Source organism: Anaerolineales bacterium, from assembly GCA_015075725.1.
In the GTDB taxonomy this organism is placed as follows: Bacteria; Chloroflexota; Anaerolineae; order Anaerolineales; family Villigracilaceae; genus Villigracilis.
In genome coordinates this window covers 2,931,453-2,958,005 of the sequence record JABTTV010000001.1, presented here as the reverse complement: position 1 = coordinate 2,958,005, position 26,553 = coordinate 2,931,453, and the positions used below count along the sequence as shown (strand labels likewise).

At 54.9% G+C, this 26,553-nt stretch carries 34 protein-coding genes; 4 read left to right on the top strand and 30 right to left on the bottom strand.

The genetic code is table 11. From position 1 onward, the window contains the following. The 3 genes from nrdR to HS100_14245 all read right to left on the bottom strand — a co-directional run bounded on the left by nrdR (nt 1) and on the right by HS100_14245 (nt 4,070). On the bottom strand, nt 1-450 hold the full coding sequence (nrdR, locus tag HS100_14255) for a transcriptional repressor NrdR (GenBank protein ID MBE7435073.1): 450 nt from the start codon (nt 448-450) through the stop codon (nt 1-3). Between the two features lie 198 nt (nt 451-648). Then, the gene (locus HS100_14250; protein MBE7435072.1) at nt 649-1,503 is read right to left on the bottom strand and encodes an alpha/beta hydrolase; all 855 of its coding nucleotides are present in this window, start codon (nt 1,501-1,503) and stop codon (nt 649-651) included. Nucleotides 1,504-1,598: 95 nt separating this feature from the next. Next, nucleotides 1,599-4,070, bottom strand: a complete 2,472-nt coding sequence (locus HS100_14245; GenBank protein ID MBE7435071.1) for an alpha/beta fold hydrolase — start codon at nt 4,068-4,070, stop codon at nt 1,599-1,601. 69 nt (nt 4,071-4,139) lie between these two features. Here HS100_14245 and HS100_14240 point away from each other — a divergent pair, with 69 nt between their 5' ends. Together HS100_14240 and HS100_14235 are read left to right on the top strand one after the other, a co-directional pair. Continuing rightward, entirely contained in the window at nt 4,140-4,472 is a 333-nt protein-coding gene (locus HS100_14240) for a DUF1992 domain-containing protein (protein MBE7435070.1), read from the top strand. A 316-nt stretch (nt 4,473-4,788) separates the two neighbouring features. Continuing rightward, nucleotides 4,789-6,432 (top strand): ribonuclease J, encoded by a 1,644-nt coding sequence (locus HS100_14235; protein ID MBE7435069.1) that lies wholly within the window; start codon nt 4,789-4,791, stop codon nt 6,430-6,432. A 15-nt stretch (nt 6,433-6,447) separates the two neighbouring features. Here HS100_14235 and mutY read toward each other — a convergent pair whose 3' ends face one another. The 4 genes from mutY to HS100_14215 all read right to left on the bottom strand — a co-directional run bounded on the left by mutY (nt 6,448) and on the right by HS100_14215 (nt 11,077). Beyond that, nucleotides 6,448-7,491 carry an A/G-specific adenine glycosylase gene (gene mutY / locus HS100_14230; GenBank protein MBE7435068.1) on the bottom strand — a complete coding sequence of 348 codons (1,044 nt, stop codon included), beginning with the start codon at nt 7,489-7,491 and terminating at the stop codon, nt 6,448-6,450. Nucleotides 7,492-7,528: 37 nt separating this feature from the next. Beyond that, on the bottom strand, nt 7,529-10,012 hold the full coding sequence (locus tag HS100_14225) for a glycosyltransferase family 39 protein (GenBank protein MBE7435067.1): 2,484 nt from the start codon (nt 10,010-10,012) through the stop codon (nt 7,529-7,531). A 113-nt stretch (nt 10,013-10,125) separates the two neighbouring features. After that, nucleotides 10,126-10,428 carry a hypothetical protein gene (locus HS100_14220; GenBank protein MBE7435066.1) on the bottom strand — a complete coding sequence of 101 codons (303 nt, stop codon included), beginning with the start codon at nt 10,426-10,428 and terminating at the stop codon, nt 10,126-10,128. Nucleotide 10,429: 1 nt separating this feature from the next. Continuing rightward, nucleotides 10,430-11,077 (bottom strand): MBL fold metallo-hydrolase, encoded by a 648-nt coding sequence (locus HS100_14215; GenBank protein ID MBE7435065.1) that lies wholly within the window; start codon nt 11,075-11,077, stop codon nt 10,430-10,432. Between the two features lie 50 nt (nt 11,078-11,127). On the opposite strand from HS100_14215, the gene HS100_14210 reads away from it, so the two are divergent. Together HS100_14210 and HS100_14205 are read left to right on the top strand one after the other, a co-directional pair. Continuing rightward, on the top strand, nt 11,128-12,018 hold the full coding sequence (locus HS100_14210; GenBank protein ID MBE7435064.1) for a DMT family transporter: 891 nt from the start codon (nt 11,128-11,130) through the stop codon (nt 12,016-12,018). Between the two features lie 7 nt (nt 12,019-12,025). Beyond that, nucleotides 12,026-12,754, top strand: coding sequence for a family 16 glycosylhydrolase (locus tag HS100_14205; protein ID MBE7435063.1), 729 nt, complete (start codon nt 12,026-12,028; stop codon nt 12,752-12,754). Between the two features lie 48 nt (nt 12,755-12,802). Here the strand turns inward: HS100_14205 and HS100_14200 are convergent, their stop codons facing one another. From HS100_14200 to rplX, 23 genes are all read right to left on the bottom strand, one after another. After that, nucleotides 12,803-13,843 carry a prenyltransferase gene (locus tag HS100_14200; protein MBE7435062.1) on the bottom strand — a complete coding sequence of 347 codons (1,041 nt, stop codon included), beginning with the start codon at nt 13,841-13,843 and terminating at the stop codon, nt 12,803-12,805. A gap of 94 nt (nt 13,844-13,937) precedes the next feature. Next, the gene (gene mazG / locus HS100_14195; protein ID MBE7435061.1) at nt 13,938-15,047 is read right to left on the bottom strand and encodes a nucleoside triphosphate pyrophosphohydrolase; all 1,110 of its coding nucleotides are present in this window, start codon (nt 15,045-15,047) and stop codon (nt 13,938-13,940) included. 82 nt (nt 15,048-15,129) lie between these two features. After that, the gene (gene rpsI, locus HS100_14190) at nt 15,130-15,522 is read right to left on the bottom strand and encodes a 30S ribosomal protein S9 (protein MBE7435060.1); all 393 of its coding nucleotides are present in this window, start codon (nt 15,520-15,522) and stop codon (nt 15,130-15,132) included. 17 nt (nt 15,523-15,539) lie between these two features. Continuing rightward, entirely contained in the window at nt 15,540-15,983 is a 444-nt protein-coding gene (gene rplM, locus HS100_14185; GenBank protein MBE7435059.1) for a 50S ribosomal protein L13, read from the bottom strand. Between the two features lie 74 nt (nt 15,984-16,057). Further along, nucleotides 16,058-16,810 carry a tRNA pseudouridine(38-40) synthase TruA gene (gene truA, locus HS100_14180; protein ID MBE7435058.1) on the bottom strand — a complete coding sequence of 251 codons (753 nt, stop codon included), beginning with the start codon at nt 16,808-16,810 and terminating at the stop codon, nt 16,058-16,060. A 72-nt stretch (nt 16,811-16,882) separates the two neighbouring features. Beyond that, a complete protein-coding gene (gene rplQ / locus HS100_14175; protein MBE7435057.1) occupies nt 16,883-17,260 on the bottom strand; it encodes a 50S ribosomal protein L17 in 378 nt (125 codons plus the stop codon). 4 nt (nt 17,261-17,264) lie between these two features. After that, nucleotides 17,265-18,212, bottom strand: a complete 948-nt coding sequence (locus tag HS100_14170) for a DNA-directed RNA polymerase subunit alpha (protein ID MBE7435056.1) — start codon at nt 18,210-18,212, stop codon at nt 17,265-17,267. 95 nt (nt 18,213-18,307) lie between these two features. Next, the gene (gene rpsD, locus HS100_14165) at nt 18,308-18,964 is read right to left on the bottom strand and encodes a 30S ribosomal protein S4 (protein MBE7435055.1); all 657 of its coding nucleotides are present in this window, start codon (nt 18,962-18,964) and stop codon (nt 18,308-18,310) included. Between the two features lie 16 nt (nt 18,965-18,980). Then, entirely contained in the window at nt 18,981-19,385 is a 405-nt protein-coding gene (gene rpsK / locus HS100_14160; protein ID MBE7435054.1) for a 30S ribosomal protein S11, read from the bottom strand. 24 nt (nt 19,386-19,409) lie between these two features. Beyond that, nucleotides 19,410-19,796: a 30S ribosomal protein S13 gene (gene rpsM, locus HS100_14155; GenBank protein ID MBE7435053.1), complete on the bottom strand. Its 387-nt coding sequence runs from the start codon at nt 19,794-19,796 to the stop codon at nt 19,410-19,412. 6 nt (nt 19,797-19,802) lie between these two features. After that, complete coding sequence (gene rpmJ, locus HS100_14150; protein MBE7435052.1) at nt 19,803-19,916, bottom strand: 50S ribosomal protein L36; 114 nt, start codon at nt 19,914-19,916, stop codon at nt 19,803-19,805. A 100-nt stretch (nt 19,917-20,016) separates the two neighbouring features. Beyond that, nucleotides 20,017-20,787, bottom strand: coding sequence for a type I methionyl aminopeptidase (gene map, locus HS100_14145; protein MBE7435051.1), 771 nt, complete (start codon nt 20,785-20,787; stop codon nt 20,017-20,019). Between the two features lie 45 nt (nt 20,788-20,832). Continuing rightward, nucleotides 20,833-21,483, bottom strand: a complete 651-nt coding sequence (locus HS100_14140; GenBank protein ID MBE7435050.1) for an adenylate kinase — start codon at nt 21,481-21,483, stop codon at nt 20,833-20,835. A gap of 10 nt (nt 21,484-21,493) precedes the next feature. Further along, entirely contained in the window at nt 21,494-22,873 is a 1,380-nt protein-coding gene (secY, locus tag HS100_14135; protein MBE7435049.1) for a preprotein translocase subunit SecY, read from the bottom strand. A gap of 12 nt (nt 22,874-22,885) precedes the next feature. After that, a complete protein-coding gene (gene rplO, locus HS100_14130; GenBank protein ID MBE7435048.1) occupies nt 22,886-23,347 on the bottom strand; it encodes a 50S ribosomal protein L15 in 462 nt (153 codons plus the stop codon). Between the two features lie 7 nt (nt 23,348-23,354). Next, nucleotides 23,355-23,552, bottom strand: a complete 198-nt coding sequence (gene rpmD, locus HS100_14125; protein MBE7435047.1) for a 50S ribosomal protein L30 — start codon at nt 23,550-23,552, stop codon at nt 23,355-23,357. Next, nucleotides 23,545-24,087 carry a 30S ribosomal protein S5 gene (gene rpsE / locus HS100_14120; GenBank protein MBE7435046.1) on the bottom strand — a complete coding sequence of 181 codons (543 nt, stop codon included), beginning with the start codon at nt 24,085-24,087 and terminating at the stop codon, nt 23,545-23,547. The genes rpmD and rpsE overlap by 8 nt, the downstream gene beginning before the upstream one ends. A gap of 9 nt (nt 24,088-24,096) precedes the next feature. Then, nucleotides 24,097-24,462: a 50S ribosomal protein L18 gene (locus HS100_14115; protein ID MBE7435045.1), complete on the bottom strand. Its 366-nt coding sequence runs from the start codon at nt 24,460-24,462 to the stop codon at nt 24,097-24,099. A 3-nt stretch (nt 24,463-24,465) separates the two neighbouring features. Then, entirely contained in the window at nt 24,466-25,014 is a 549-nt protein-coding gene (rplF, locus tag HS100_14110; GenBank protein ID MBE7435044.1) for a 50S ribosomal protein L6, read from the bottom strand. A gap of 9 nt (nt 25,015-25,023) precedes the next feature. Further along, nucleotides 25,024-25,437, bottom strand: coding sequence for a 30S ribosomal protein S8 (rpsH, locus tag HS100_14105; GenBank protein ID MBE7435043.1), 414 nt, complete (start codon nt 25,435-25,437; stop codon nt 25,024-25,026). A gap of 21 nt (nt 25,438-25,458) precedes the next feature. Then, on the bottom strand, nt 25,459-25,641 hold the full coding sequence (locus HS100_14100; GenBank protein ID MBE7435042.1) for a type Z 30S ribosomal protein S14: 183 nt from the start codon (nt 25,639-25,641) through the stop codon (nt 25,459-25,461). 3 nt (nt 25,642-25,644) lie between these two features. Continuing rightward, complete coding sequence (gene rplE / locus HS100_14095) at nt 25,645-26,196, bottom strand: 50S ribosomal protein L5 (GenBank protein ID MBE7435041.1); 552 nt, start codon at nt 26,194-26,196, stop codon at nt 25,645-25,647. Between the two features lie 17 nt (nt 26,197-26,213). Beyond that, nucleotides 26,214-26,546, bottom strand: a complete 333-nt coding sequence (gene rplX / locus HS100_14090) for a 50S ribosomal protein L24 (GenBank protein ID MBE7435040.1) — start codon at nt 26,544-26,546, stop codon at nt 26,214-26,216. Between the last annotated feature and the right edge of the window lie 7 nt (nt 26,547-26,553).

Sequence of the window (26,553 nt, the reverse complement as noted above, 5' to 3'; positions counted from 1 at the left end):
TTAGTCGACGAGAAGGTGGTCTATTTCTTTTCGAATGGACTGGAGATCGTCCAGCCCAAGGTAAACGATCGCATACCGGATGTACGCGATCTGGTCAACTTCCTTCAGTGTTTCCATCACGAGGTCGCCGACAACACGGGAAGAAACCTCAGCCTTGCCCATTTTGGTCAACTTCACTTCCACCTGCCCGATCATGCGCTCTATATCGGCGGCGGAAACGGGCCGCTTCGCGCAGGAAATGCGGATGCCGCGCGCCATCTTCTCGCGGTCGAACTCTTCGCGGTTGCCATCCTGTTTGATGATGAGCGGCGTGGCAAGGATTGGGCGTTCATAACTGCTGAAACGCTGGCGGCATTTCAGGCATTCGCGGCGGCGGCGGATCCCCCCGTGACTGTCGTGAGAGGTGTCCAGCACCTTCGAGTCATGATGTTTGCAATACGGGCAACGCATCTGAAACTGGCTCCATTATTAGAACAAATGAATTAGCCAGATATGGGCGTTCCAGCACTGCATCCCCGTATATATGGCTAAATGTGGCGGCATTTTAGCACCGAGCCCCGCCATTTGCAAGTGGTACTTATGTTTTTGCAATCTTAAAAAATCGACTCAATTCCCCTGTTAACATTCGCCCTTGGGAGACATCCACCGTCAGACCTGACGCAAAAACTCCATGACCACCGGGTTAAATTCGCCCGGGTGGCATTGATGCGGGACATGACCGCATATGGGAAACTGTTTTGCTTTCACAACATTCGGCAATTCCTCCGCCAATCTTGGAAACGATTCAGGCGCAAGCGTTTGATCGCGCCCACCCCACAAGAGGAGAGTCGGTTGATGGATGCTTGAAAGGCCTGCGTCTGAGGAGGGAAGCGTGCGCGGCATGTTGTAAATCCCGGAAGAGGCGCGTTTGTAATCCAGCGCGGTTTGATATCGGATATGTTCCGGCAGGATGTGAGTCTCGCGATGGCCAAGATAAAAATTGAAACTCGTCATATCCACAATAAAGCGAAAAACCCGGTATGGCGTGCGGTCGATCAAAGCGGTGTTGATGAGCTGCTTGCGAAAGACCCTCTGCAAGACCGGGGGCAGCTGCTTCATCGAATAGAATGGGTTGACGATCACCAGCGCGCGCACCCGCTCCGGGTTTCGCTGCGCGTACATCATCGAGATGCCCGCACCGAGAGAATGACCGATCAGGATCAACGGATCGCGAAAGTCCAGCAAATCCAGCCATTCGGCAAAATCGGCGTACGCATTTTCGACGGAGTAATCGCCGGTGAGGACGGGCTTTTCGCTCTCGCCGTGACCGAGAAGGTCGAGGGCATAACCGGCATAACCGGCCCGCTCCAACTCGGGCAGCAGATCGTCCCAATCGTGCAATGACGCCGCCAGTCCGTGGATCAGGATCACCGGTTCCCCATTCCCTTGATGCACATAATTCACCTTGTTCCCGTTCGGGAGCGGCAATTTTCTATATTCAACACTGGTTATTTTTACATTCATGCTTTGCTCGTTTTATGACCTGAAAAGATGCCGCGCTTCTCGATTTGCGGCATCCGGAGATTCATCATACCGTGACTAAATTAATGAAGGGTGAATCATTCGCTGGCGATCTGTTTGCCGTACCGTTTTGCCAGTTCACGCCGCAACACTTTGCCAATGAACGTGCGCGGAAATTCGTCCATGAAGATGACGAAGCGCGGAACGAGGTGCGGGGGCAGGCGCCTCTTGCAATAGGCGATCACGGACTCGGCGCTCGGCTTTTCCCTGCCCGCAATGACAAATGCAAAGGGATGCCCCGCCACCGCCACGACAACCGTTTCCTTCACCTGCGGGATTTCGTAGATCACTTCCTCCACGTCGCGCGGGAAGGCGGGTTCCTTGCCGGCTTTTTCGGGATACCACATATCAGCTTTGCGGGCGATGATGCGGCAGAAGCCGTCCTCGTCCATTTGCGCCACATCGCCGGTCAACAACCAGCCGTCGTCCATGATGACTTCCTTCGTGGCTGACTCGTTCTTCCAATAGCCCATCATCACCTGTGGACCCCGCACGGCGAGTTCGCCGATCTGTCCCTGTTCCACTTCTTTGCGTCCGGATCTTAGATCGACGATAGCCGCCTCGGTGGATGGCAATGGAACCCCGATCGTGCCGAGCCTGCGTTTCTTTCCCATTGGGTTGGCGTGTGTGACGGGCGAAGCCTCGGTCAAGCCATATCCTTCCACCAGCTTGCCTTTGGTAAGTTTTTCGAATGCTTCCTGCACTTCGACAGGCAATGGCGCGGAACCGCTGATGCAGGCTTTTATCGAAGCGATGCCGTATTTGCGCACGCCGGGGAAGTTATTGATGGCAACATACATGCTCGGCGAGCCGGGAAAGATCGTGGGTTTGTATTTCTTGATGGATTTCAACACGTCCAGCGTTTTGAATTGAGGCTTAAGGATCAACGCCGCGCCCAGCGAGACCGGCACGTTCATGGCTGTAGTCAAGCCGTAACTATGAAAGAACGGCACGACGCACAGCAACCGTTCCCTTCCCTCTTTCGCATCCGGAAGCCAGTGGCGCGTCTGCAACGCGTTCGCGACGAGGTTGCGATGGGACAGCATCACGCCTTTCGATTGAGCCGTGGTCCCGCCGGTATATATTATCACCGCCATGTCATCCGGCCTGACGTCCACCATCGGCGATTTCGTATCCTGTTGCGAAAGCCAGCGGTTCCAGTGCAGCGCGTTGACAAGGTCCAAACCGCGATTGCGCCAGCGCGAGATAAGATATTTCGGCAGGGACAGATATTGCCCGGGGTCGGTCAACACGAGATGCGGAACGCCCGCGCCGTCTCGTATCTGTTTTGCCAGCCCCGCCCATATGGACATGGTCACCAGAACACTCGCATCCGACTCTTTGACCTGACGGATCAACTCCTCCGGCTCGGTCATGGGCGGGATCAAGACCGCCGCGCAGCCCGCTTTGAGCGTTCCATAAAAAGCGATGACCATCTGCGGGATGTTCGGCATAAGCAGGACAACTCTTGCGCCTTTACCGATTCCCAGGGAGAGTAACGCATTCGCAAAACGATTGACCTCATGATTCAATGCCCGATAGGTCAATTTCGCGCCTTCAAAAAAGACCGCCGGATTGTTCGGGAAACGCCTCACGGCAGAACGCAGAAGATGCTGGACGGGAATCCGCGGCACATCCACTGTGTAGGGCACGCCCTCCTCGTAATTTGCAAGCCACTTCCGCTCGCTCTTTAGATCGTCGCGCTGTGTCTTTGGGAGGATAAAGGATTTATCCCGCCACGATTTTTTCGACTCACCTTTGAGAAAGGTCACGATCGCCCGGTCCACTGCCTCGCGCCTCTCGAGCATGACCATGTGACCGGATACTCCGATATCGACATCGTCTGCACCGGGAATGGACCCGGCCACTTTTTCGAACAATGGACGGTCGAAGACGATGTCGCGATGCCCGCGGATGACAAGGGTTGGTACGGTTATTTTTGTGAATTTATCCCATCCGCGCCAGCCGGACATGTTGTTATTATAGAACTCGCGCAAAGCGTGCGGCGGGGCATGCAGCCACTTTCGCGTAAAGGGACCGATCAACCGGAGAATTATCGATGGCAGCGCCAGCCCCAATCTGAAAAGCGGACTCAGCTTGAACTCGCCCGCCGTGGCGATGAGAATCAACCTTTCGATGTGATCCGGATGATTGAGCGCATAATCGGTGACGACCGCACCGCCGAAGGAGTGGCCGACCAAAACAAAAGGCGGGGATACTTTCAACTGGGTCAGGACAGTTTCCAGGTCCAGCTGGATGCGCGGCATATCGTAGCCGGTCGAGGGCTTGTCGGAGAGTCCATGTCCGCGCAGATCGAAAGTGACCACGCGATTATCCATCGCGAATTTCTGCATCTGGTAATGCCACTGCTCCGCCTTGCCGCCAAAGCCGTGGATGAAGACGATGGTGCGTTTGGGACTCGCCGGGGAAACGTCTATGGCGGAAAGCCGCACGAGCGGGTCGGACGAGATGCGAACTTCGTAACGGTAGAGGTCGAAGTCTATGTCCATCTGACGAGTTTATCAGGACAGGGCGAGGGTTGTCAATTTTGAATTACAAGCGGGGGTATAATGCTGTATATGAGCTTCGAAAAAGCCGTTGAAGCCGCCATCAAAGAAGCGCAGGAACGCGGCGAGTTCGATAATCTCAAAGGAAAAGGGAAGCCGATCGACCTCGACGCCTACTTCGAGACCCCGGAGGAACTGCGAGTTGCCCTATCGGCGTTGAAGAATGCAGGCATCGCCTCGCAGGAGGTGGAGTTATTGCAGGAGATAGCAGTTCTAAAAGAACAACTGAGGCTCGAGGATGAAGTTGATGAATCCAAACAGGGCGAGATCAAAAAACTCATCCATGACAAGCAATTGCAGGTCAACATCCTGATGGATAGACAGAGGAAATACCGCAAGGGCTAACACACCGGAAACCCGCTTTGACAAATCTCGCCAGCCCTGCTATACTACGCACGTTTAGTTGACTTTTTCTGCCGAATTTGGCAGTTTGTTTGAGAACAATCGTGTTTTACCGGCACCGATCTTCGCGAGCAAGTCAGCGAAGGTCTTTTTGTTTGAGGGAAAAGACCTTTTACCAACCTGCTGATACAAACTAATGAGAATTTTGAGGGTTATTCCCCTTGCGTAATTCCATGGGGCGTATCGGCGCCAACCTAGACCTTAACCGCATAGGCGGTTTACTAAAATTTGAAATCTGTGAGGAATACAGAAAAATACCATGAGTAAAAAAAATAAATTAAGAATCATCCCGCTCGGGGGCTTGGGCGAAGTGGGAAAGAACATGATGGCGTACGAGTACGGCAGCGACATCATCGTAGTTGACGCAGGCATCATGTTCCCGAAAAACGACATGCTGGGCGTGGATTACATCATCCCGGATTACGAGTATTTAAAGAAAAAATCCAACCAAGTGCTGGGATTGTTCATCACACATGGACACGAAGACCACATCGGCGCGGTACAGCACTTCACCGAAGACATCCCCGTCCCGGTTTATGCCACCCCGCTCACCCGCGGATTGATCGAGGCGAAACTGCATCGCAATGGCGCTCAACACAAAGTGCAGATGAAGACCATCAACGCCGGGGATTCGACGCGCATCGGTCCGTTCACCCTGGAATATTTCCACGTCAACCACTCGATCCCCGACGCGGTCGGCATCGGCATCACCACCTCGGCGGGACTCGTCATCCACATGAGTGACTTCAAGTTCGACCAGACTCCCGTGGACGGCTGGCCCACCGATTTTGCCAAACTCTCCGAGTTCTCGAATCGCGGCGTGGACTTGTTACTTTCCGATTCGACCAATGCGGAGCGCCCCGGCTGGACTCCGTCCGAATTGGTCATCGGTCCCGCCTTCGACAAGGTCTTCAACGAAGCCAAAGGGCGGGTGATCGTCGCTACCTTCGCCTCGCTCATTTCGCGCGTACAGCAGGTCGCCGACGCCGCCGCCAAACAAGGACGCAAGATGGCGCTGGCAGGACCCAGCATGGTGGATAACGTCAAGATCGCCCGAAAAATGAAGTATCTTGATATCCCCGATGAACTCATCGTACCCATCGAACAGGCATTGAACATGCAGGATCACAAAGTGGTCCTCATGTGTACCGGCTCGCAGGGAGAACCGTCGTCCATTGTAGGGCGGCTCTCGGCGGGAACAAACCGACAGTTCGACCTCAAACCAAACGACACGATCGTGCTTTCGTCTCATCCAATCCCCGGCAATGAAGAGACCATCAGCAAGACCATCAACCGGCTGCTGCGCCGCGGCGTAAAGGTCGTTGACGACAGCGTCGCGCCGATTCACGTCTCTGGTCATGCCGCACAGGAAGAGCAAAAACTGCTGATCAACCTTGTGCGTCCCAAAAACTTCCTGCCAATCCACGGCGAGTTGCGCATGTTAAAACGTCACGCCGAACTTGCCCAGCAAATGGGCATCGACGCGGAAAACACTGTCGTTGCCGAAAACGGGCAGGTTGTGGAATTGGTCGGTAAAAAGGTCATGCTCGGCGAGCGCATCCCCGGCGATTACGTCTTCGTCACCGGGGAATCCATCGGCGACATCGACCACGACGTGATGAAGGAGCGCAGTCAACTCGCGCGAAGCGGCATCATGCTCATCGATATCAGCATCGACAGGAAGAACGGCCGCCTGCTCCACGAACCCGAGATCGTCACGCGCGGCTTTGTCTCCCCCGAAGACGCCGAATCCCTGATACCCGATGTACGCAGACTCATCATGCGCACTGTCCACAATGACGGCTTCGACGATGAAAAGGACATCATCAATACGGTCAAGAGTTACCTGCACCAGCAAACCAAACGCAGACCGATGGTTTTCGTCACATTGAGCAAGTCATAGCAAAGTAGGACAGGTTTATGCCTGTCCTACAATTTTTTTTGCAATTTGTCGATCCACTTTCCCCATCGGGTAATCTTCCAAATCTTTCAATTTGACCCATTTTAGATTTTTATCTTTGGGGACTTCAACCTTCGAACACAAGAATGGATGGGCTATCACTTTAAAATGGCTATACGCATGTTGGACGAAACCTATCGCCTCTTTTTTCCGGACTTTGATTCCGGTCGCGCCTTTCAAGGCTCTGACCAATTCCTTAACCGGGTCGCCCACTATCCTCGCGTTTGGGAATTCCCACATCCCGCCCAATAAACCATCCCGCGGGCGTTGACTGAGCAGGACCCTCCCCCGCTCCACGATCACAGCCGCCGCATGGATGTAAGTTGGGATTTGCTTCTTCGGTTTCATCACCGGACGTAATTCCTGCGTTCCATTTTCCCGCGCCTTACATAACGTCAACAACGGACATAACAAACAGCGCGGATTTTTCGGCAGGCAGACCATCGCGCCCAAGTCCATCAGCGCCTGGTTGTAATCGCCCGCCCTGCCTTTGGGTAAATTCTTCGCTGCAAGTTCCCAGAGAATTTTCTCACCCTCTGGCGAATCGGCATATTCTTCCACATCGAAGAGACGGGAAAAAACTCGCCGAATATTGCCATCCAGAGTCGGCTCGTCCATTCTGAATGCAAGCGAAGCAATCGCGCCGACGGTGTACCGACCGATCCCTGGCAGGCTTATCAAATCGTCCAAACTGCGCGGGAGTTTCCCGCCGAATTTTTCAACGACTATCTTCGCGGCTTTATGCAAGTTTCGCGCGCGGCTATAATACCCGAGACCTTCCCATGCATTGAGGATGTCCCGCTCGGAAGCGGACGCCAAAGCCTTCACGGTGGGAAATTGCTTCATCCATTTTTCGAAATACGGAATGACCGTCTCTACGCGGGTCTGCTGGCACATGATCTCAGAGACCCAGACCGCATATGGATCAGGATGGTCACGCCAGGGCAGGCTGCGTTTTTGCGAGTCGTACCAGGCGAGGAGCTTTGTTGAGAGACGGGGCATATTAAGAAAACAGTCACCGGTGATCAGTGACCAGGAATCAGGGACAGGGGTCGGTGAGTGGCGCGCTTTGAAAGGATGAAGCATCGAAAGCAATCACGCGGACGGTGAGCAGATCGTTATCCGAGCAAGCCAGAACAGTGGCATCTGCGCCTTGTTTGAAATCGAGCATTTCCCTGGTGGGAAAGATCAAGTTCTGGTGACCGGAATTGATCAGCAAAAAGCCGATGCGTGGAAAATCCTTCGCTTCATATGCAGGCCAGGGATTCGCGGAGGAAAGCCCTTCGCCCCTCGTATACTTGCGCGGATAGAGAAGCCTGCCTTCAAGCAAAACAGCGTCTGGCTGGGTGAGGAAGGATTCGATTTCCGATCTGTTGTAATTGTTCGATTCGAGTCTGGCGATCAATTCACTTTGCGCGGACGTGTATCGCGGTTCCGCAAATCCTTTTGCCAGCCAGGGGAGAGAGCCGATGAAAATAAAAAGGGTGATTGGTAAAAGGTAAGTGGAAATCAGGCGCGCGGGTGGCGTAATGCGTGATCCGTGATTCGAGATTGGAGACGGGAGATGATCGTAGATTGGAGGTTTGCCCTGAGTGTAATCGAAGGATTGGTAATCGGTGATTGGCTGTGATCTCGCGCCGAATAATTGGGCGACTGCACTAAAGATTTCGATGATGCCAATACCAAAGTAGAAATAAACCACCCAATCCACGGGGAGGTTGTAACGCCAGCTTGAGAAACGGGCTATGCCGTTCGAGAGGGCATAGCCCAAATTGAAGGCAAGGGGAACGAGAGAGAGCCAGCCTAGCCTCTTCCATGCCGCAACCAAACCCAATGCAATCACAAGCAGGTAAATCAAAACGAGGATTACGTTATACCATTCGAGATTCCCATCCCATTCGACCCAGTAGAGATTGATCGGTTCCTGGAAACCGTTGAACGGCTTGACGAGCGGAAGGGTCAACAAGCCGCCGATCTCGGTATTGAGGAAGTGCGAGGCGATGAAATTCGCCACATAGCCGGGATTCTCGAGCGTGAAGGAGATGATGCGTTCGCGGACGCTTTCCTTCGCGGGGTCGAAACCCGCCGGGGTGGCTTTGGCGTCGAACGAGTATTGGTTGAAGATGATGCCGACCTGATTGGGGTCGTCAAAGGAGAATTTACCGGCGACGGTATAGTTATGAGTCAACCACGGCATAACGGTCAGAAACATCGCCGCGGCGAAAATAATGCTGGACTTGGTCCACTCACTCCATTTGAACTTCATCACGAAGAGGACAAGCAGAAACAAGAACGGCAAAGTCAGGATGGATTGTGTGCGGAAAAGCAGGAACAACCCAAACGCCCCGCCAGCGATCATCGTCGAGCGGAGGTCGCGGCGCTCCAGCCACCAGAGCACGACGAGGCAGATCAAGACCATAGCGAATGCAGTCGGGAAGTCGGTGGTGAAAGTCTTTGAATTTACCACGCGGGTATTCGAAGCGATCCATAACGATGTGTATTCGCGGAAGATGGCAAACAGGGCGATAATCACGCCGGCGGCGGGAGAGTTGATTTTCTTGCCGAGGAAATACAAAGCGACGGGAAACAAAGCAAGAACGAGAACTTGTGCGGCGATGATGGCGGGATAATTCTGCCCGAAAAGAAAATGCATGATCGCAAGGAAGGTCACATAGAGCGGGCGCGGAGGGATCCCGCCAAAGTAGCCTGAACCGATCTGCAAACTTTGAGCCGTGAAGTCGTAAAAACCGGCGTCGGAATATGGCAGGGGAACATTCGTCGGCGGGGAGATGGGAGAGTAGAAGCTGCTGGCAAGGGTGGAAAGAGGGACGGAGAGCCAGAGGATGGATGCGAGGAGATAGAGGGAAATAGGAAGGATGAAAGATGAAATATGAATAAAAGTTGGAAAGTGGAATGTGGAAAGAGTGAAAATGAAAAGACCGATAAGCAAAGCAAGGGTGAAATGCCAGCCCATAATGGCGACGCCGGGTTCACCCCAGTAAGCGGTGTCGGGAGTGATACCGATTTTTGTGACTGAAATGAATAGAAATAGAGTGATCAGTAAACAGTAAGCAGTGAGGAGGGGGAGAGAAAGAGATCTAAGATTGGATAATGCTTGCGGATGAAATCCGTTTTTGATGAGGAGGATGAGAAAGGTCGCTTCGAGGGTGAGGAAGAAGAGAAGCCAGAGGAGAGGAGCGATCCGTTCGTAGTATGGCAGGAGCCGCCCGGGGTCCAGATAACGGAAGAGGAACAGAGTCAAGCCGAAAGCGAGGGAAAGAAGCGCGGAGGAAATAAGTGCGGGCGTGGTGATAAACCGCTCGAAGCGAACCAAGTTCCGGCGTGAATAAGATCCCAATCCGATCCCGGAAATAAAAAAAACAACCATGACCGCGAGCAGGGCAAGGCGCGCAAGGGACATGCCTTCGGAGGGAATACGCAGGAGGGCGGAGATGGCGAGGAGGGATTGAAATGCCGCGGCGAAAAAATACCACGGCAGGAGGTTGGTGAATTTGGTTTGCATAACGTTATGTTATTGCGAGGGCGCCTGCCCGAAGCAATCTTCTATTAATTGTGAGATTGCTTACCACGTCGCGGCACAAGTCGTCGCCCTCCGGGCACCTCGCAATGACATGGCTAGAATTGAAACCCCGCGCGGGCGGGGACGACTTTATATGAATAATTCTTAACGTAGCCGAATAAACGATCCTGCAACAAGCCCCACTCAGCAGAGGCAAGCACGCGGCGCGCTTCGGGCGCATCGCTCGCAAGCAAGCCCACCTGGATCTGCGGATACGAGCCATAGAGAGTCGCCCAGGCTTCGGCGGGCTGCAACCCGAGCCGCTGTACGCCCGGCACGAATTCGCCGATGATGAACTCGAAATATTCCTGGTCGCGTTCCGCGGCGATGTCCCAGGTCATGATGACTTTGACTGGCATGTCAGCCCTGCTGATAATCGAGCACGACCACCTTCGTCTCCTCGGGCAGGGACGAACGCGTGGCTTTCAAGGATGGCTGCGGCTCGATCTTGCCCAACCCCATCTCCTTGAGAAATTTACCCAGCGGTTCCAGTTTGATCTTCGCGTCGTTGGTGGAATAATGCATGGGTACGACGAGATTCGGCTCGATGACGCTGACAACTTCGGCGGCTTTGGCGGCGTTGAGACTGCTCCCGCCTCCGACCGGGATGAGGAGCACGTTCACCGTCCCCAAGGCTTCGACTTCGTTTTGAGTGGGGACTTCCTGCATGTCGCCGAGATGCGCCACAGTGATGCCTTCATAATCGAATACATAAAGCGTATTGCGGGATTTGTCCTTTGCCTTTTTCCCTCCGCCCGCGGTCTGGACCGCTGTGATGAAAACGCCGCCGATCTCGAATTCGCCCGCGCCGTCGATGACGTGCTCGGTTCCCTTGACCGCATCCAAATTGGCGTGACCGGGCGCATCGTGGCTGACGGTGACGATATCCGCCTTGAGTTTGAGCGCATCGTACCCCACCGCCTTGTGATCGAACGGGTCGGTGACGACGGTTGCGTAGTTGCGTTCTGTCAGTCTAAAACAGGAATGTCCGTACCAAGTGATTTCCATTCAGCAGTGCCTCCGGGAAGGTATTATACCCGACTGATATAATCCGCCTCATGCCCAAAACGAAAGCTCTCCCGTACCTTGAGGCGCTGTTCACTGTCATCGTTTGGGGCGCGACCTTTATCGCCACCAAGATCGCCCTGCGCGATGTCTCTCCCGCCACCATCGTGTGGTTGAGATTCGCCATGGGCACGCTCATCCTCGGCGCGACGGTCGCCTTCCGAAAACAGTTCGCCCTGCCTGAAAAAAGCGAGTGGTTGTATTTCGCAATGCTCGGTTTTCTGGGCGTGACCTTCCACCAGTGGCTGCAAGCAACCGGGCTTCAAACCGCCAAAGCGACCACCACTGCATGGATCGTGGCGACCACCCCGGTCTTCATTGCCATCCTGGGCTGGCTGGCGCTCAAGGAACGATTGAACGGATTACAGATCATCGGAATCATTCTCGCCGCTTTTGGCGTCCTGCTGATCGTCAGCAAGGGGAATTTCAGTGCCCTCTTCACGGGCGAAGAAGGCACATTCGGCGATCTGCTCATTCTGATCAGTTCTGTCAACTGGGCGGTATATACCATCCTTTCGCGGCGCGAACTGGCGCGTCATCCCGCGGCGCGGATGATGTTCTTCGTCATGCTGCTCGGCTGGCTTTTCATCAACATTTGGATCTTCGGGTTCGGTCCCGGGTTGAGTGAAGTTGCGAATCTCGCTTCATCGGGCTGGAGTGCGATCATCTTGCTTGGCGTGTTCGGATCGGGCCTGGCGTACATTGCATTCTACGACGCGTTGCAGGAAATTCCCGCTTCGCAATTGGGAGCCTTTTTCAACATCGAACCGCTGGTGACCACCCTCCTCGCCTCTTTCATGATCAACGAAGCCATAACCGCCATTACGCTCATCGGCGGCGCGATCATTATTTTGGGTATCTGGCTGGTGAACAAAAAAGGTTGAATGTTGAATGATGAAATCGAGAACGACTCCAGGCGCTTCGATTGAGAAAACAGAAAAGGGATACGTGTTGAAGATTCCCGCCGGGGATTCATCTTCCTATCGATTCGCGCAGATCGATGACTACTTTGGTCTGGCCCGGAGGAAATTCCCGCATCATTCTTTAACGTTGAGCCTGAGAGCCAGAGTCTCAAGCCATTCCCTCCCCGGGACCTGGGGCTTCGGCGCCTGGAACGATCCCTTCGGCGCGTCGCTTGGCTTCGGCGGGAACCGCCTTCGCCTGCCGACATTGCCCAATGCTGTTTGGTTTTTTGGAGCGTCAGAGGAGAATCATCTTTCGTTCAGCGATAAACCCGCGCAGGGATTCCTGGCGCAAAGTTTTCGCTCCCCCAAATTTCACCCGCTGTTGATTACTGCTGGGATCACCCTACCCTTCTCGACAAAAGCGACAAGGAGATTACTAAGCAAAGTCATCGACGAAGATTCATCCGCTCTCGGGGTGGACGTCACTCAATGGCACAGCTATCGACTCGAGTGGAGTCAGAGGCGCGTCGCCTGGTATGTGGACGATGTTCAGGTGTTCGAGTCGCCTGTAAGTCCGCATCCTCCCCTCGGACTCGTCATCTGGATCGACAACCAATTCGCAGCGTTTACGCCGGAAGGGAAAATTTCCTTTGGGGTTTTGGAAGGGAACGAAGAATGGCTCGAGATCGAAGAACTCGATATCCGTGATATGTAAATCATTAAAGGCTCAAAGACAGAAGCCTATTATGTTCCACTTTACGAATTAGAACAAGCCGGGCCAGAAATTCGGCAGGAGGCCTTTCAATAACGCGTCGATGATGAGACCGAGGATGAGATAGCCGCCAAACTTGCGGTTGTGCTGGAACGCAAAGCCAGAGAACCACACGGGCCAGGCGGGCCAGCCTTCAGGGGCTTGCGCCGGTTTGGGATTTTTGAGAACATTCAGGACCGTCAGGGCTTCCTTGTATGCCAGGAATACGATCAACATGGCAGGGGTGAAATAACCATCAAGCCCTAAATAAAGAATTACCAGATAGATCAAGGTGATCGCAATTTGGTCCACACGACGGGCAGCCGCCTCACCCACGCGGACGGGAAACGTGCCGACACCCCTGGCTTTATCGTCGTCGTGTTTGTCGATATGTTTGGCAACGTTGATACTGGCAACGCTCAACCCGAACGGAATACCCGCCAAGACAACATTCCAATTCCAAAAGCCGGAAATCACAAAGTACACACCTGCGATCATGATCGGTCCCCAGATCAGGAAGATGGCAAACTCGCCCAGTCCCCAATATTTGAAAGGATAGGTATAAGCGAGCAATACCACGGCGCCGAACGCGAAGAGCCAGATGGTGACGGCGCTGAAACTGGTGTAAAAAAGCGCGTACAGGCCTGCCAGCGAGGCAAGGATCCCGCTTGCAACGAACCAGCGGATGGAGGTTCTGTTATCCCAGAATTTTTGGACGAGGGGATGCACACCATATTGGGTGCGGAAGTAGTTGTCCCTGTCGACTCCGCGATTGAAGTCTGTGTAATCGTTGAGGAGGTTGTTCGTGCCGTGGGCGATGAACAGGCCAAGGGTGACGATCAGGAAGGGCACCCATGAAGACAGCGAGAAGTAGCCGTCGCGGGCGGCGAGGATTCCCGCAATGACGCAGGAATAAACCGTGACCAGCGTCACAGCTGAACGGGTGGCAATCAACCATTTGGAAACGACGTCGAGGGCATCCCACTCCTTCTTGTCGTCCATTTTGATCAACTGCCAGGAGGCTTTACGCCACATGGCGAAATTGATGCGCATGATTCATAACTCCTTGAGCAAAAGAATGTCGTGCTGAATTCGACCAGGGCAGGATTATACAAAATTTTCGGAGATCAGACGCCCATTCACGGGATTACAACCCCATCCGCTTGGCTTCATTCCAATGGAAATCCATCTCCTCCAGCGACATATCGGTTAAATTCCGCCCCTGTTCCTTCGCGGACTTCTCCACATAAGCAAAGCGCTTCTTGAATTTGATGTTCGCCTCCCTCAGCGCGGATTCGGCATCTACGTCGCGCCAGCGGGCTAAATTGACCAGCACGAAGAACAGGTCGCCCAACTCAGATTTGACCTGTTCCGGGTTATTTGCGGTTTTGATCTCCTCGATCTCTTCGCGGATCTTTTCCAGCACACCTTCTATCTCGGGCCAGTCGAATCCCACTCGCGCAGCACGTTCCTGGTATTCCTGTGCCTGACTCAATGCAGGCAATGCCGCAGGCACTCCATCCAAAATTCCCTTATCCTCTTTCTTCTCTCCTCTTTCCTTTTCCTTCAATTTCTCCCAATTCTGCAACACCCCCTCCACTCCATACAGTTTCAAATCCCCGAACACATGAGGATGACGACGCACGATCTTATCGTAGATATGCTTGACAACTTCAGTGAAATTAAATTCTTCGGCTTCATAGGCGATCTGCGAGTTCAGGACGATCTGTAATAACAGGTCTCCAAATTCTTCGCGCATAGCGTCCACATCGTTGGCATCCAACGCAGAGAGGGATTCATACGATTCTTCGAGCAGGTGTTTGCGAAGGGTCTGGTGGGTCTGCTCCTTATCCCATGGGCAGCCATCTGGCGCGCGCAGGTGGGCGGTGATCTCCGCAAACGCCTCGAACGAAGTCCCTTCGGGAAGAGCGGGAATGAAAAGTGAAAGGGGAAATGAATCATCTCCAACAGCAAGATCGCCCAACTTTTCCCTTTTCCATTTTTTACTTTTGCCCCGAGCGGCATCGAAAGATTCAACTACTTTTACCGCATGCCCCGCAGGATACACCGCCCGCAACACCACCTTCACCTGTTCAAGCAATTCTCTCGAATCGATCTCCACGATTAACGTATCCACATCGGGCGGGGTGGGAGGATAATGCCGCAGGGTAAATTCCGCCCCATTAAGCAGGGTCAACTTCGAGGGCGGGGTGAGGCGAAGCGTCTTAAAAATGGCGGATACCTGAGTAAAGTCCATGCCGGCTCCTTAAAAACGTAATTGGTAATTCGCATCGACGAATTACCAATTACACCATTTCGTGTGTCTGAATGGAGATATTTTAACGCTTGGTGTAGGTCGGCGCCTTGCGGGCTTTCTTGAGACCCGGCTTCTTGCGTTCCTTGATGCGGGCGTCGCGGGTAAGCAGTCCTTTTTTACGCAGGGCGGCGGTCCAATCTGTGTTCATTCCCTGCAGGGCGCGAGCCACGCCGAGGCGCACCGCTTCGGTCTGACCCGCCACGCCGCCGCCGCTGACCACCACGGTTACATCGTACTTGGCGGCTGCTTCGCCCACCGCACCGAAAGGACGCAAAATATCCTGCACATCGCCGTAGCGGGAGAAGAATACATTGCCTTCCTTTTCGTTCACAGTGAACTTGCCGCTGCCAGCCGAAACGCGCACGCGGGCGGTGCTTTCCTTCCGGCGTCCGATACCTTCGAAATACTGTGCCATAATTTCTTCCTACCTTTTTATTCCAAAGCCTTGAGTTTTTGCGCGCTGTGCGGATGCTCTGCTCCGCCGTAAACCTTCAGGCGCTTGAGCACGGCGCGCCCCATGCGGTTATGCGGAAGCATGCCCCAAACCGCTTCACGCAAAGCGCGATCAGGATAAGTGGCGAGCTGGTCCCGCAGGGAGATGCTTTTAATTCCGCCGGGGTAACCCGAAACGCGGTGATAATACTTGGAAACCAGGCGCGATCTTGTCTTGGTGCCGGTCACAGTCACATTCTGAGCGTTGACCACCACCACGTAATCGCCCATTTCCACGCCGGGCGTAAAGGATGGTTTGTGCTTTCCAAGCAGGATGTGCGCGATGCGTGCGGCAAGGCGCCCAAGGTTCTTACCCTGTGCGTCCACCAAAACCCATTCGCGCTGAATCTCAGCGGCTTTCGGATAGTACGTCTTCTGTTGCACTTTCGTCTCTCCGTTTCTTAATTCTTGAGTAGAATGCGCTCTCTTGCGCGTCCTCTGGCGTTAGAGAACGCCAGTTAATCATGAAGTGATCCATATTCCACATTCACCAATGTCAGTCCATTCGCGGGAGCCAGCCCGGCTGGGAGTCTCGCCTGTCCCTTGAGGGCAAGTCGGATCTCCTTCACCGAACATCTTCCCTGCGATGCGGCGACCTGGACGAATACAAGTCTTCTTACCATGCGATACAGGAACGCGTCCGCCCGGACCTCGTACCGCCACTCGCCATCCGGCTTTTTTCTCCACTCGGATTTTGTCACCGTGCGCAGTGTCGTCCCCTTTTCAGAGGTCGGCGAGCCAAAGGAGGCAAAATCATGCGTACCGAGGAAGATTTCCGCCGTTCGTTTGAGGCTTTCGGCGTCCACCGCAAAGTTCAACCGCCAGGCAAGTCGTTCACGCAGCGGGTCGCGGATCGGATCAATGAACAGACGGTATCGATATGTCCGCGAGAGCGCATCGAAGCGGGGATGAAAATTTGCGCTCACAACTTTTGCTTTTTTCACGGCAAGGTCGGCGGAGAGTTTGGCATTAAGAGCCAGCAGCAACTTCTCCGCCGTATGCGTCCAATCATCGAAATCGAACGCCGCCACCTGTCCCATCGCATGGACACCAGTGTCAGTCCTCCCTGCAAGGAGAACGGAGCTTCCCGTCCATCCGAGTTTGCGAAGCGCATCTTCCAGTTCGCCCTGCACGGTTCGGATGTTCGCCTGCCGCTGGCTTCCGGCAAACCCGGCGCCCTCGTAGGTTAGGATCACTTGGTAACGTGCCATTTACACTAACCAGTGACCAGTGTTCAGGTACCAGTGACTTGGTCACCGATTCCTGGATACTGATTACTGTTCTTACTCTTCCACAAGTTCGAGGACAACCATCTCAGCGGCATCGCCAAGGCGGGGTCCAAGTTTGGTCACCCGGGTATAACCGCCATTGCGCGAGGCAAAACGCGGTGCGATCTCATCGAACAAGCGCTTGATGACCTGGTCATCGCCGAGTTTTGACACGGCCATGCGGCGGGCATGAACTTTCTGCTCGACGCTGGCATCCGCGCTGCTCTTGGCGAGCGTGATCAGGCGTTCGGCATCGCCGCGGATGGCGGCGGCCTTCGCCTTGGTGGTCTGGATGCGCTCGTGCGTAAGGAATTGTTTGATCAGGTTGCGGCGCAGAGCGATGCGGGCGCTCTTTGTGCGTCCCAGTTTATAACCTGCTACTGAATGTCGCATTTTCTTAATTCTCCGTAGGTTGGTCTTTCAGGAAACCCTTTTCACGCATCTTGTCGCGCAGTTCGTCGAGACTCTTCTCGCCGAAATTGCGGATCGACATGACGGCGGACTCGCCCTTTTCGAGCAGCTCCAACACATCACCTACTGTTGTGATTCCAGTGCGCTTCAAGGAGTTGAAGACGCGCACCGAGAGGTCGAGGGCTTCCACAGGCGTTTCCGCCAACTCGCTGCTCAGGCGGCTTCCGGAAGTTTCGCGTTCGACAGCCACTGTCAGCATTTCCTCGTTCACACCGGCGATGTAGCGCAGGTGGTCGATGAGTATGCGGGCAGAATTGCTAAGCGCGCGTTCCGGGGAGATCGTGCCGTCCGTCCAGATCTCGAGGATCAATTTATCGTAGTTCGTGCTCTGACCCACCCGGGCGGAAGCGACTTCCCAGTTGACGCGCTTGACCGGGCTGAAGATCGCGTCCACAGGCAGTTCACCGATGGGCATATGGCCGGAGCGCTCATTGGCGGGCGAATAGCCGCGTCCGCGTTCGACGACGAATTCAACGTCGAGTTTGGTCTTGGGGTTGTCCACCGTGAAGAGATACGTATCGGGGTTGACGATCTCGATCTCGGCGGGAGTAATAACATCCGCCGCGGTAACGGTTCCCTCGCCGCGGACTTCGAGGTGCATGCGAGCGCTGTCCACGCCGTCCATTTTGATGCGCACCTGTTTGATCTGTAGCATCACCTGGATGACATCTTCGCGCACGCCGGGGATGTCGCTGAATTCATGGAGCACATCCGCAAAACGTACCGAGGTGATGGCTGTGCCTTCCAATGAAGAAAGCAGGACGCGCCGCAAGGCGTTCCCAAGCGTTACACCGTAGCCGCCTTCCAGCGGACTGATGATAAATTTGCCGTAGTTTCGAGCCTCAGCTTCGCGCTCGATCTTGGGCATGACCATGTTCGTTATGATACCCGTCACGGTTCACCTTTCCCTTTGAATCAAGCCCCGGGTCGCGGACCAACCTGCCGTCCGAACCCGAAGCGAACGGAGGACTATCGTCGGGAATAGTATTCGACGATCAACTGTTCGTCGAGACTTCCGTCAATTTCAGCGCGTTCCGGCATGCGGGCCACAGAACCGCTCATCACTTTCAAATCGCGGCTGAGCCAGGCCGGGGTATTGCGCTTTTCGGCGAACGCGTTCAACTCCTTGAAGTAGGACAACTTGCCGGAGCCTTCGCGGACCGAAACGACATCGCCATTGGAAAGAAGCATCGAAGGGACATCGGTGCGGCGGCCGTTCACAGTGAAGTGACCGTGGGTCACCAGCATGCGCGCCTGCGCGCGGCTGGACGCAAACCCAAGCCGAAAGACAACATTATCGAGGCGCGATTCGAGGATCTGAAGCAGGTTCAAACCTGTGAGACCGCGGCGGGTGATCGCCGTATCGTAATATCGGCGGAATTGGCGCTCGAGCACGCCGTATACGCGGCGGGCTTTCTGCTTGGCGCGCAACTGGCGGGCAAAGTCGGAGGCGCGGCCCGTGGAACCGGGGCTGCCGCCGCGGCCGGATGTCTTGCCGTGCTGGCCGGGCGCGAAACTGCGTCGCTCGAAGGCGCACTTGGGGGTGAAACAACGCTCGCCCTTGAGGTAAAGTTTTTCTCCCTCGCGGCGGCAAAGTTTACAGACTGGACTTAATGATTTAGCCATAAATATAGAACCTCAATTAGACGCGCCGTCGCTTTGGCGGGCGGCAGCCGTTATGCGGCACCGGGGTCACGTCTGCGATGGACAGCACTTTCAATCCCATCGCCTGCACAGCGCGGATCGCATTCTCTCGTCCGGGTCCGGGACCCTTGACGTATAACTCGACTTCCTGCACACCCTGCTGTTGGGCGGATTTGATCGCCTGCTCGGCGGCAAGGCGCGCCGCAAAAGGCGTGCTCTTGCGCGAACCTTTGAAACCGGCGGAACCGGCTGAGCCCCACGCGATGGTGTTGCCTTCGGTATCCGTCACGGTCACGATCGTATTATTGAAGGAAGCAAAGATATGCACCTGTCCGCGTGACAGGGAACGTTTGCCTTTTTTCGCGCCGGCGGCGCGGCGGGTGGAACGTACACTCTGAGCCATTTTCTAATTAACCTTTCGGGCAAATTACTTCTTCGCGCCGCGTCGGCGTCCGCGACCGGCAACCGTCTTCTTGGTGCCTTTGCGGGTGCGCGCATTCGTCTTGGTGCGCTGACCGTGAACGGGCAGGTTGCGGCGATGGCGCAGTCCGCGATACGAGCCGATCTCGATCAATCGCTTGACGTTCATCTGGACTTCGCGGCGCAGGTCGCCTTCCACTTTGTAATGCTTGGCGATGTAATCGCGGATGGAAGCGACTTCGGATTCCGTCAGGTCCTTGATGCGCGTATCCGGATTGACTTTGGTTTCCGTCAAAATCCTTCGGGCGCGGGTGGGACCGATTCCGTAAAGGTAGGTCAGGCCCACTTCTGTCCGCTTGTTGCGGGGAAGATCTACACCTTCAATTCTTGCCATGGTCTACTACCCTTGTCTCTGTTTGTGTTTAGGATTTTCGCAAATGATGAACACGCGTCCCTTGCGCCGGACAATGCGGCACTTGGCACAGCGTTTGCGAATGGATGGCGATACTTTCATGTAATTTCTCCTTGCATTTTGCCGTTCCCGGCACAGCCAAAGTGTTGATTATACAAGTCGTTCTCGAATTCGTCCATATTCTTACGGGTTTTCCGCAGGGTCATAAGACAGTCAGGATTTGAGGTTCTCCTTCGGTAACGGCGATGGTATGTTCAAAATGCGCCGTCAACGACCCGTCTGCGGAAACAACCGTCCATTTGTCCGGCAGGACGCGCGTTTCATACGTCCCGACAAGTACCATGGGTTCGAGGGCAATGGTCATCCCCGGTTTGAGGAGGATTCCGGTTCCCGCCGCGCCGATATTTGGCACCTGCGGACCCTCGTGCATGTCCTTCCCGACACCGTGCCCGGTGTATTCCCGGGTGACATGCAATCCATGGTTTTCCACATACTTTTGTATCGCCGCCGAGATGTCTCCCGTGCGCTTGCCTTTTCGCATCTGTTCGATGCCGACATTCAAAGCACATTCGGTGACCTCGAGCAATTTCTTCGCGATGGGAGAGACTTCCCCCACCGGGGCAGAAAAAGCCGAGTCTGCCACGAAGCCCTTATGGACCGTCCCGCAATCTATCGAAACGATATCCCCCTCCTTCAACTTGCGTTTCGGGTGGGGAATTCCATGCACCATCTCGTCGTTGATGCTGACCGTGATGGACGCCGGGAATGGCGGGTGGCCGTAACCTTTGAACGGCGATACACATCCGTGTGACTTCAGCACTTCCTCAGCAGCCGCGTTGAGGTCGGCGGTCGTCACACCTGGTTGTAAAAGTTCCCTAACTTTCGCGTGAACGCTTGCATTGATGCGCCCTGCTTCACGCATGATCTTGATCTCGGCAGGGGTTTTGATGTTGATGCGGCGTTCGTGAAACATTATCTAAACCTGTTATCAGAGGAATTCTCTGGTCGTTCACAAAATCTATTTCTTCAATTTGTCGAACAGGGTTTTTGTCACCTGTTCGACGGCGAGCGTCCCGTCGACCTCGATCAGTTTACCTGCCTTGCGGTAGTGATCCACGAGTGGAATGGTCTGCTCAAGATAAACGTGGATCCTTTTCGAGACGGTTTCCGCTTTATCGTCCTCCCGCTGATAGACCTCGGAGCCATCGATATCGCAGATTCCGGCCTGTTTCGGCGGGTTGAACTTCTCGTGATAGATATGCCCATTCGCCTTGCAGGTCCAGCGGCCGCTCGCGCGTTCGATTAGGATATTTTCCGCGGCGGTGATGTATGGGACTGCGTCCACCGACCCCTTAAAGTCCTTCAGCATGGCCTCGAGTGCCTCTGCCTGAGCCGGGGTGCGGGGAAAGCCGTCGAGAATGGCACCCGCCTCACAGTCCGGACGGGAGAGGCGGTCGCGGATCATCGCAATGGTCACATCGTCGGGGACAAGTTCACCTTTATCAAGATAAGACTTGACCACCTTTCCCAACTCGGTCTGGTTCTTGATGTTCTCCCGAAAGAGGTCGCCGGAGGAAATATGTGCCAGCTTTTTTGTTTCGGAAAGGATGCGTGCCTGGGTTCCTTTTCCAACACCGGGCGGACCGAGCAGGACAATGTAAGTTGCCATCGGGTTTCCTTTAGCGGACCAAAAGCGAATCCTGATAACCGTGCAGTTTTAACTCTGCATCGATATTCTGGAAGGTGTCGCGCACGACGCCCACCACGATTAGCAAACCGGAGGATGTGATGAGGAATATTCCTGTGTTATTGGCGGCTGATATATTGAATGCGCTTAACAACAGACCGAGAAGAAATGGCATGATGGCGACAATTCCAAGGAAGACAGCCCCTACAAGGGTGATCCTGCTTTGGACCGTGCTCAGATATTTTTGTGTTGGAGCGCCGGTTAGAACGCCGGGAACACTTGCCCCGATCTTCTTGAGGTTTTCGCCATAATTCTGCTGGTCGAACATGACGGTTGTATAAAAGAACGTGAAGACCACCACCATCAGGAAGTAAAGCGTCCAGTAGCCCCAGTTGCTCGAGCCGGTGGCGCCGAAAAAGTTCTGAACGCCAAGAAAGAAATCTGCCACGCCTTTATTTTCACTTGCGGTGAAATAACTGGCGATGATGGCCGGAAATTGCAGGATGGCGCTGGCAAAGATCAGCGGGATCATGCCGGAAAGGTTGACCATCAACGGCATGGTGCCTTTGACAGGCATGGACATGCGGTTGCCAACGCGGCGGCCGGGATACATGACAGGCACATTGCGGCGTCCCTGCTGGACGTAGACAATGGCAAGAACCGTCAGGACGATGACGACAACCGTCAGCGCAAGCATGATCCAGCGGTTTTGTTCGTCCGCCAGAAGCGAGGCAAAGTTCGCAGGAATCTGAGCCACAATACCTGCAAAGATGACAAGGGAGAGTCCCTGTCCGCGGATGCCGTATTCGGAGATCAACTCACCGAGCCAGATGGCGAACATTGTCCCGGCGGTCATAGCGATCAGAACGGACCATGATGCCAATGAAGTCTCAGCATCGAACAATCCAAAGGGAAGGATCGGCTGGCCAATGCCCTGGATGGAGAGCGAGTTGAAGATGTTGATCTGCCCGATTGCGGAAAGAGCCGCCATCGGAACGGCAAGATAGTAGGTCCATTTTTCCTGCCAGCGTCGTCCCTCGCGCGGGTCATCCTGGATCCGCTTCTGAAGCGAGGGAATGATGGGAATCAACAATTGAATGATGATCTGGGCGGTGATGTACGGATATACGCCCATCGAGAGCAAAGAGAAATTCGATACGGTTCCGCCGGAGAGCAGGTCCAGGAAGCCGAGAAAGCCTCCTGATCCAGTCGTGGATGCCCGGAAGGCGGCGAGAATGTCATGGTCCACGCCGGGAGCCGGAACATTCGCCGCGAGCCGATAGATCACCAAAATCAAAAGGGTGATGATCAATTTGCGGCGGATGTCTTCCGATTTCCAAAGATAATGCCAGCCTGAAAAGGTGGTCTTCATGAGAAGGTTCCTTTATTCCTTGGCGATCAACTCGACCGAGCCGCCAGCCTTTTCGATCTTGGCTTTGGCGCCCGCGCTGACCCGATGTACGCGCACCTTGAGCGCATGCTTCATTTCACCGCGCCCCAAAACAACGATCGGATTTTGGGAATCGCGCAGGAGGCGCGCCTCTGCCAGAGATTCAGGGTTCACTTCCGCATTGGCTTTGAACACCTCGGAAAGTTGATCCAGGTTAATTTCGTTGTAATCCGTTTGGTTGGGCGGGGTGAAACCTTCACCGCGGATGAACGGCAGGCGGCGATAGAAAGGAAGGTTGCCGCCCTGGCGGTACAGGTGACCGCCCTCACCGGAACGCGCCCCGGCGCCTTTGGTACCGCGACCCGCCGTCTTCCCCTGTCCGGCGGAAATTCCACGCCCGACGCGTTTTCTATTCTTTTTCGACCCCGGATTGGGTGCAAGATCGTGTAATTTCATGTTCGACCTACTCTTCAACCTTGATCAAATGAATGATCTTGTTCAACATCCCGCGCAAGGCGGGCGAATCTTTATGTTCGACGGTCTGATGCATCCGGCGCAGACCAAGCGCTTTTACAGTTGCCTTCTGATCCTTTGTATAGCCGATGGCGCTCCGCACCAAAGTTACGCGGATGCTTTTACCGGAGGTTGCTTTCTTAGGCATGTTGTTTCCTCCGCTCCCAGAACGGGGCCAGGTCTTCTGCGCGTTTTCCGCGGCGGGCGGCTTCGACGGCGGGCGAACGGAGTCCATCCAGCGCGTCGAAGGTAGCCATCACCACATTGAGGACATTCGCGCTTCCCATGGATTTGGTCAGGATATCGCGCACACCGGCCACTTCCAACACAGCCCGGACACCACCTGCGGCGATCACGCCCGTCCCGGCAGAGGCCGGTTTGAGAAAGACCTTTGCGCCTGCCACTTTCCCAAGCGCTTCATGCGGGATGGTCGTCCCGGAAATGTTGACCGTGCGAATGTTCTTGCGGGCGCGTTCCGAAGCCTTGCGCATCGCATCGGGAACGGCATTGGCTTTGCCAACGCCCATTCCGATGTTGCCTTTCTTGTCTCCAACCACAACCGTCACGCGGAAGCGGAAACGGCGTCCACCCTTCACCACCTTTGCAACGCGGGCGATCTCGATCACGCGTTCCTCGAAGGCATCCTGGGATTCGAATTGTTTATCAAATTGATTATCAGCCATTTGCTTCTCCTAAAACTGCAGGCCGCCTTCGCGCGCGCCGTCGGCCAGAGCCTTGACGCGCCCGGTGTAACGGAAACCGCCGCGGTCGAACACGACCGAGGAGATTCCCCTGTGCTTCGCGCGTTCGGCAATGGCTTTCCCGACCGCTTTCGCCTGTTCGGATTTTTTCATGCCTTTTACTTTTTCGCGCAGTTCCCTGTCGACAGTGGAAGCGGAAACAATGGTATTGCCGTCCATATCGTCGATGATCTGTGCATAAATGCCCGTCAGGCTCTTGAACACGTTCAATCGCGGACGTTCAGGATTGCCAAATACCTGCTTGCGGACGCGGCTGTGACGGCGTTCGCGAGCCAGCGAGCGACTCTTTTTAGCCATGTATTACTTGGCTCCTTTCCCTGCTTTACCAGCTTTGCGGCGAACCTTCTCGCCAAGATAACGCAAGCCCTTGCCATGATAAGGCTCCGGCGGGCGGACGTTGCGTACATTTGCCGCCACCTGCCCAACCAATTCCTTGTCGAAACCCGAGACCTTGATCTGTCGGGTTTTTGCATCGGTTTCGAAGGAGATACCGGCGGGCGGCTCGATCTTGACGGGGTGGGAATATCCCACGAACAATGCCAGGTTCTTGCCCTCCATTTCAGCGCGATATCCGACTCCTTCCACTTCGAGCACGACATCGAAACCCTTGCTTACACCGTGGACCATATTGGCCAGCAGGGCGCGGGTGGTTCCATGCAGGGCGCGTTCCTCGGGATTATCCGAATTGCGCGCTATCTTTATCTGATTATCTTCCATCTTGATCGCGATCAGGCTGGAAAATTCCCGCGAAAGTTCACCCTTTGGTCCCTTCACGCGGACCTTCGAGCCCGTCAGTTCCACTTGAACTCCGGTGGGTATATCTACTGCTAAACGACCAATGCGAGACACTATAACCTCCTACCAAACCTTGCAGATGACCTCGCCGCCCACGCCCAATTGTCTGGCGCGCGCGCCGGTCATGACGCCTTTGGGGGTCGAGAGAATGGCTACGCCGATCCCCGAGAGCACCCACGGGATATCGGTCTTCTTTGTATAGATCCGGCGTCCCGGCTTGCTGACACGTTCCAAACCGGAAATGACAGCGCGCCTCTCGCGGCGTTCGCCTACGTACTTGATCTTAAGGCGCAGTACTTTATGGGTTTCGTTTTCGCCGTCAACCACCTCGAACCCCTCGAGGAAACCCTCCTCCTTGAGGATCTTGGCGATCTCGAGCTTCATCTTCGAGCCCGGCAATGCGACCTGCGAGTGCCCCGCCATCACGGCGTTGCGGATGCGGGTCAACATATCGGCAATTGGATCAGTGAATGACATGATTTACCTCCAGCCCGGCGATTACCAGGACGCCTTTACGACGCCGGGGATTTGGCCCTTCAACGCCAGTTCACGGAAACAAATGCGGCACAAGCCGAAGCGGCGGATGTACCCGCGGGGGCGTCCGCAGCGCTGACATCGGTTGCGGACCTGCACCGCATGGCGGCGGCGCTGTTCACGATATTGCATGCATTTCTTTGCCATACCTTACGCTTCCTTCTTGCCGCTGAACGGCATTCCGAGCAGTCTTAACAATGCGCGAGCTTCATCATCGTTCTTCGCGGAGGTCACAATGGTGACTTCCATCCCGCGCAGTTTATCGATCTTGTCGTATTCGATCTCCGGAAAGACCAGTTGATCTTTGATACCAAGTGTGTAATTCCCGCGTCCGTCGAAGGCGTTCGGCGAGATGCCGCGGAAGTCGCGCACGCGAGGAAGGGCGATGTTTACGAGGCGGTCGAAAAATGCCCACATGCGCGGACCGCGCAGGGTCACCTTCGTACCGATCAACCGGCCTTCGCGCAATTTGAAGTTCGCAATGCTCTTGCGCGCCTTCGTTTGCACGGGTTTCTGACCTGTGATGCTTGTCAAATCAGCAACAGCGGATTCGAGCGCCTTGGGGTTATCCAGCGCCTCGCCGAGGCCGATGTTCACCACGATCTTCTCCAGCCGAGGCACCTGCATCACATTCTTGAACCCGAACGACTTAAGCAGAGCCGGGGCGATTTCCTTGTTATAACGTTCCTGCATTCTGTTCATGTTATTCCTGCTTCCGGCTAGTCGATCGTGGCTTCGCAATTTTTGCAGACACGATGCGCGCCTGCTTCATCACGAAGTACGCCGACGCGCGTGGCCTCGCCGCACTTCGGGCAGACCAGCATCACGTTGGAAATATCGACGGGACCTTCGAATTGGATGCGGCCCGGGTTAAGGTTTCGGCGGCCCTGGGTTTGCACCTGCTTTTGGTGCTTGGTGCGGATGTTGACACCCTGCACCACCACACGGCGCTCGTCGAGGATCACATTGATCACCTCTCCGCGCTTGCCTTTATCCTCGAGACGGCCGCTGATCACTTCAACGGTATCGCCTTTTCGAATCTTGACTCTCATTCGTCGC

Coding starts and splice junctions, on each gene's coding strand:
- rplO (MBE7435048.1), bottom strand. CDS start 23,347: ATGAAATTACACGATCTTGCACCCAATCCGGGGTCGAAAAAGAATAGA.
- rpmD (MBE7435047.1), bottom strand. CDS start 23,552: ATGCCTAAGAAAGCAACCTCCGGTAAAAGCATCCGCGTAACTTTGGTG.
- rplX (MBE7435040.1), bottom strand. CDS start 26,546: ATGAGAGTCAAGATTCGAAAAGGCGATACCGTTGAAGTGATCAGCGGC.
- rplE (MBE7435041.1), bottom strand. CDS start 26,196: ATGAACAGAATGCAGGAACGTTATAACAAGGAAATCGCCCCGGCTCTG.
- rplQ (MBE7435057.1), bottom strand. CDS start 17,260: ATGCGACATTCAGTAGCAGGTTATAAACTGGGACGCACAAAGAGCGCC.
- rpmJ (MBE7435052.1), bottom strand. CDS start 19,916: ATGAAAGTATCGCCATCCATTCGCAAACGCTGTGCCAAGTGCCGCATT.
- HS100_14245 (MBE7435071.1), bottom strand. CDS start 4,070: ATGGACATAGACTTCGACCTCTACCGTTACGAAGTTCGCATCTCGTCC.
- rpsE (MBE7435046.1), bottom strand. CDS start 24,087: ATGGCTGATAATCAATTTGATAAACAATTCGAATCCCAGGATGCCTTC.
- secY (MBE7435049.1), bottom strand. CDS start 22,873: ATGAAGACCACCTTTTCAGGCTGGCATTATCTTTGGAAATCGGAAGAC.
- truA (MBE7435058.1), bottom strand. CDS start 16,810: ATGGCACGTTACCAAGTGATCCTAACCTACGAGGGCGCCGGGTTTGCC.
- HS100_14115 (MBE7435045.1), bottom strand. CDS start 24,462: ATGGCTAAAAAGAGTCGCTCGCTGGCTCGCGAACGCCGTCACAGCCGC.
- HS100_14240 (MBE7435070.1), top strand. CDS start 4,140: ATGAGCTTCGAAAAAGCCGTTGAAGCCGCCATCAAAGAAGCGCAGGAA.
- HS100_14140 (MBE7435050.1), bottom strand. CDS start 21,483: ATGGCAACTTACATTGTCCTGCTCGGTCCGCCCGGTGTTGGAAAAGGA.
- rpsK (MBE7435054.1), bottom strand. CDS start 19,385: ATGGCTCAGAGTGTACGTTCCACCCGCCGCGCCGCCGGCGCGAAAAAA.
- nrdR (MBE7435073.1), bottom strand. CDS start 450: ATGCGTTGCCCGTATTGCAAACATCATGACTCGAAGGTGCTGGACACC.
- HS100_14215 (MBE7435065.1), bottom strand. CDS start 11,077: ATGGAAATCACTTGGTACGGACATTCCTGTTTTAGACTGACAGAACGC.
- mutY (MBE7435068.1), bottom strand. CDS start 7,491: ATGCCCCGTCTCTCAACAAAGCTCCTCGCCTGGTACGACTCGCAAAAA.
- HS100_14100 (MBE7435042.1), bottom strand. CDS start 25,641: ATGGCAAAGAAATGCATGCAATATCGTGAACAGCGCCGCCGCCATGCG.
- rpsH (MBE7435043.1), bottom strand. CDS start 25,437: ATGTCATTCACTGATCCAATTGCCGATATGTTGACCCGCATCCGCAAC.
- map (MBE7435051.1), bottom strand. CDS start 20,787: ATGTTTCACGAACGCCGCATCAACATCAAAACCCCTGCCGAGATCAAG.
- HS100_14220 (MBE7435066.1), bottom strand. CDS start 10,428: ATGCCAGTCAAAGTCATCATGACCTGGGACATCGCCGCGGAACGCGAC.
- HS100_14235 (MBE7435069.1), top strand. CDS start 4,789: ATGAGTAAAAAAAATAAATTAAGAATCATCCCGCTCGGGGGCTTGGGC.
- HS100_14200 (MBE7435062.1), bottom strand. CDS start 13,843: ATGCGCATCAATTTCGCCATGTGGCGTAAAGCCTCCTGGCAGTTGATC.
- rpsD (MBE7435055.1), bottom strand. CDS start 18,964: ATGGCTAAATCATTAAGTCCAGTCTGTAAACTTTGCCGCCGCGAGGGA.
- rpsI (MBE7435060.1), bottom strand. CDS start 15,522: ATGGCACAGTATTTCGAAGGTATCGGACGCCGGAAGGAAAGCACCGCC.
- HS100_14210 (MBE7435064.1), top strand. CDS start 11,128: ATGCCCAAAACGAAAGCTCTCCCGTACCTTGAGGCGCTGTTCACTGTC.
- HS100_14225 (MBE7435067.1), bottom strand. CDS start 10,012: ATGCAAACCAAATTCACCAACCTCCTGCCGTGGTATTTTTTCGCCGCG.
- rpsM (MBE7435053.1), bottom strand. CDS start 19,796: ATGGCAAGAATTGAAGGTGTAGATCTTCCCCGCAACAAGCGGACAGAA.
- HS100_14250 (MBE7435072.1), bottom strand. CDS start 1,503: ATGAATGTAAAAATAACCAGTGTTGAATATAGAAAATTGCCGCTCCCG.
- HS100_14170 (MBE7435056.1), bottom strand. CDS start 18,212: ATGGTCATGCCCAAGATCGAGCGCGAAGCTGAGGCTCGAAACTACGGC.
- mazG (MBE7435061.1), bottom strand. CDS start 15,047: ATGGACTTTACTCAGGTATCCGCCATTTTTAAGACGCTTCGCCTCACC.
- HS100_14205 (MBE7435063.1), top strand. CDS start 12,026: ATGATGAAATCGAGAACGACTCCAGGCGCTTCGATTGAGAAAACAGAA.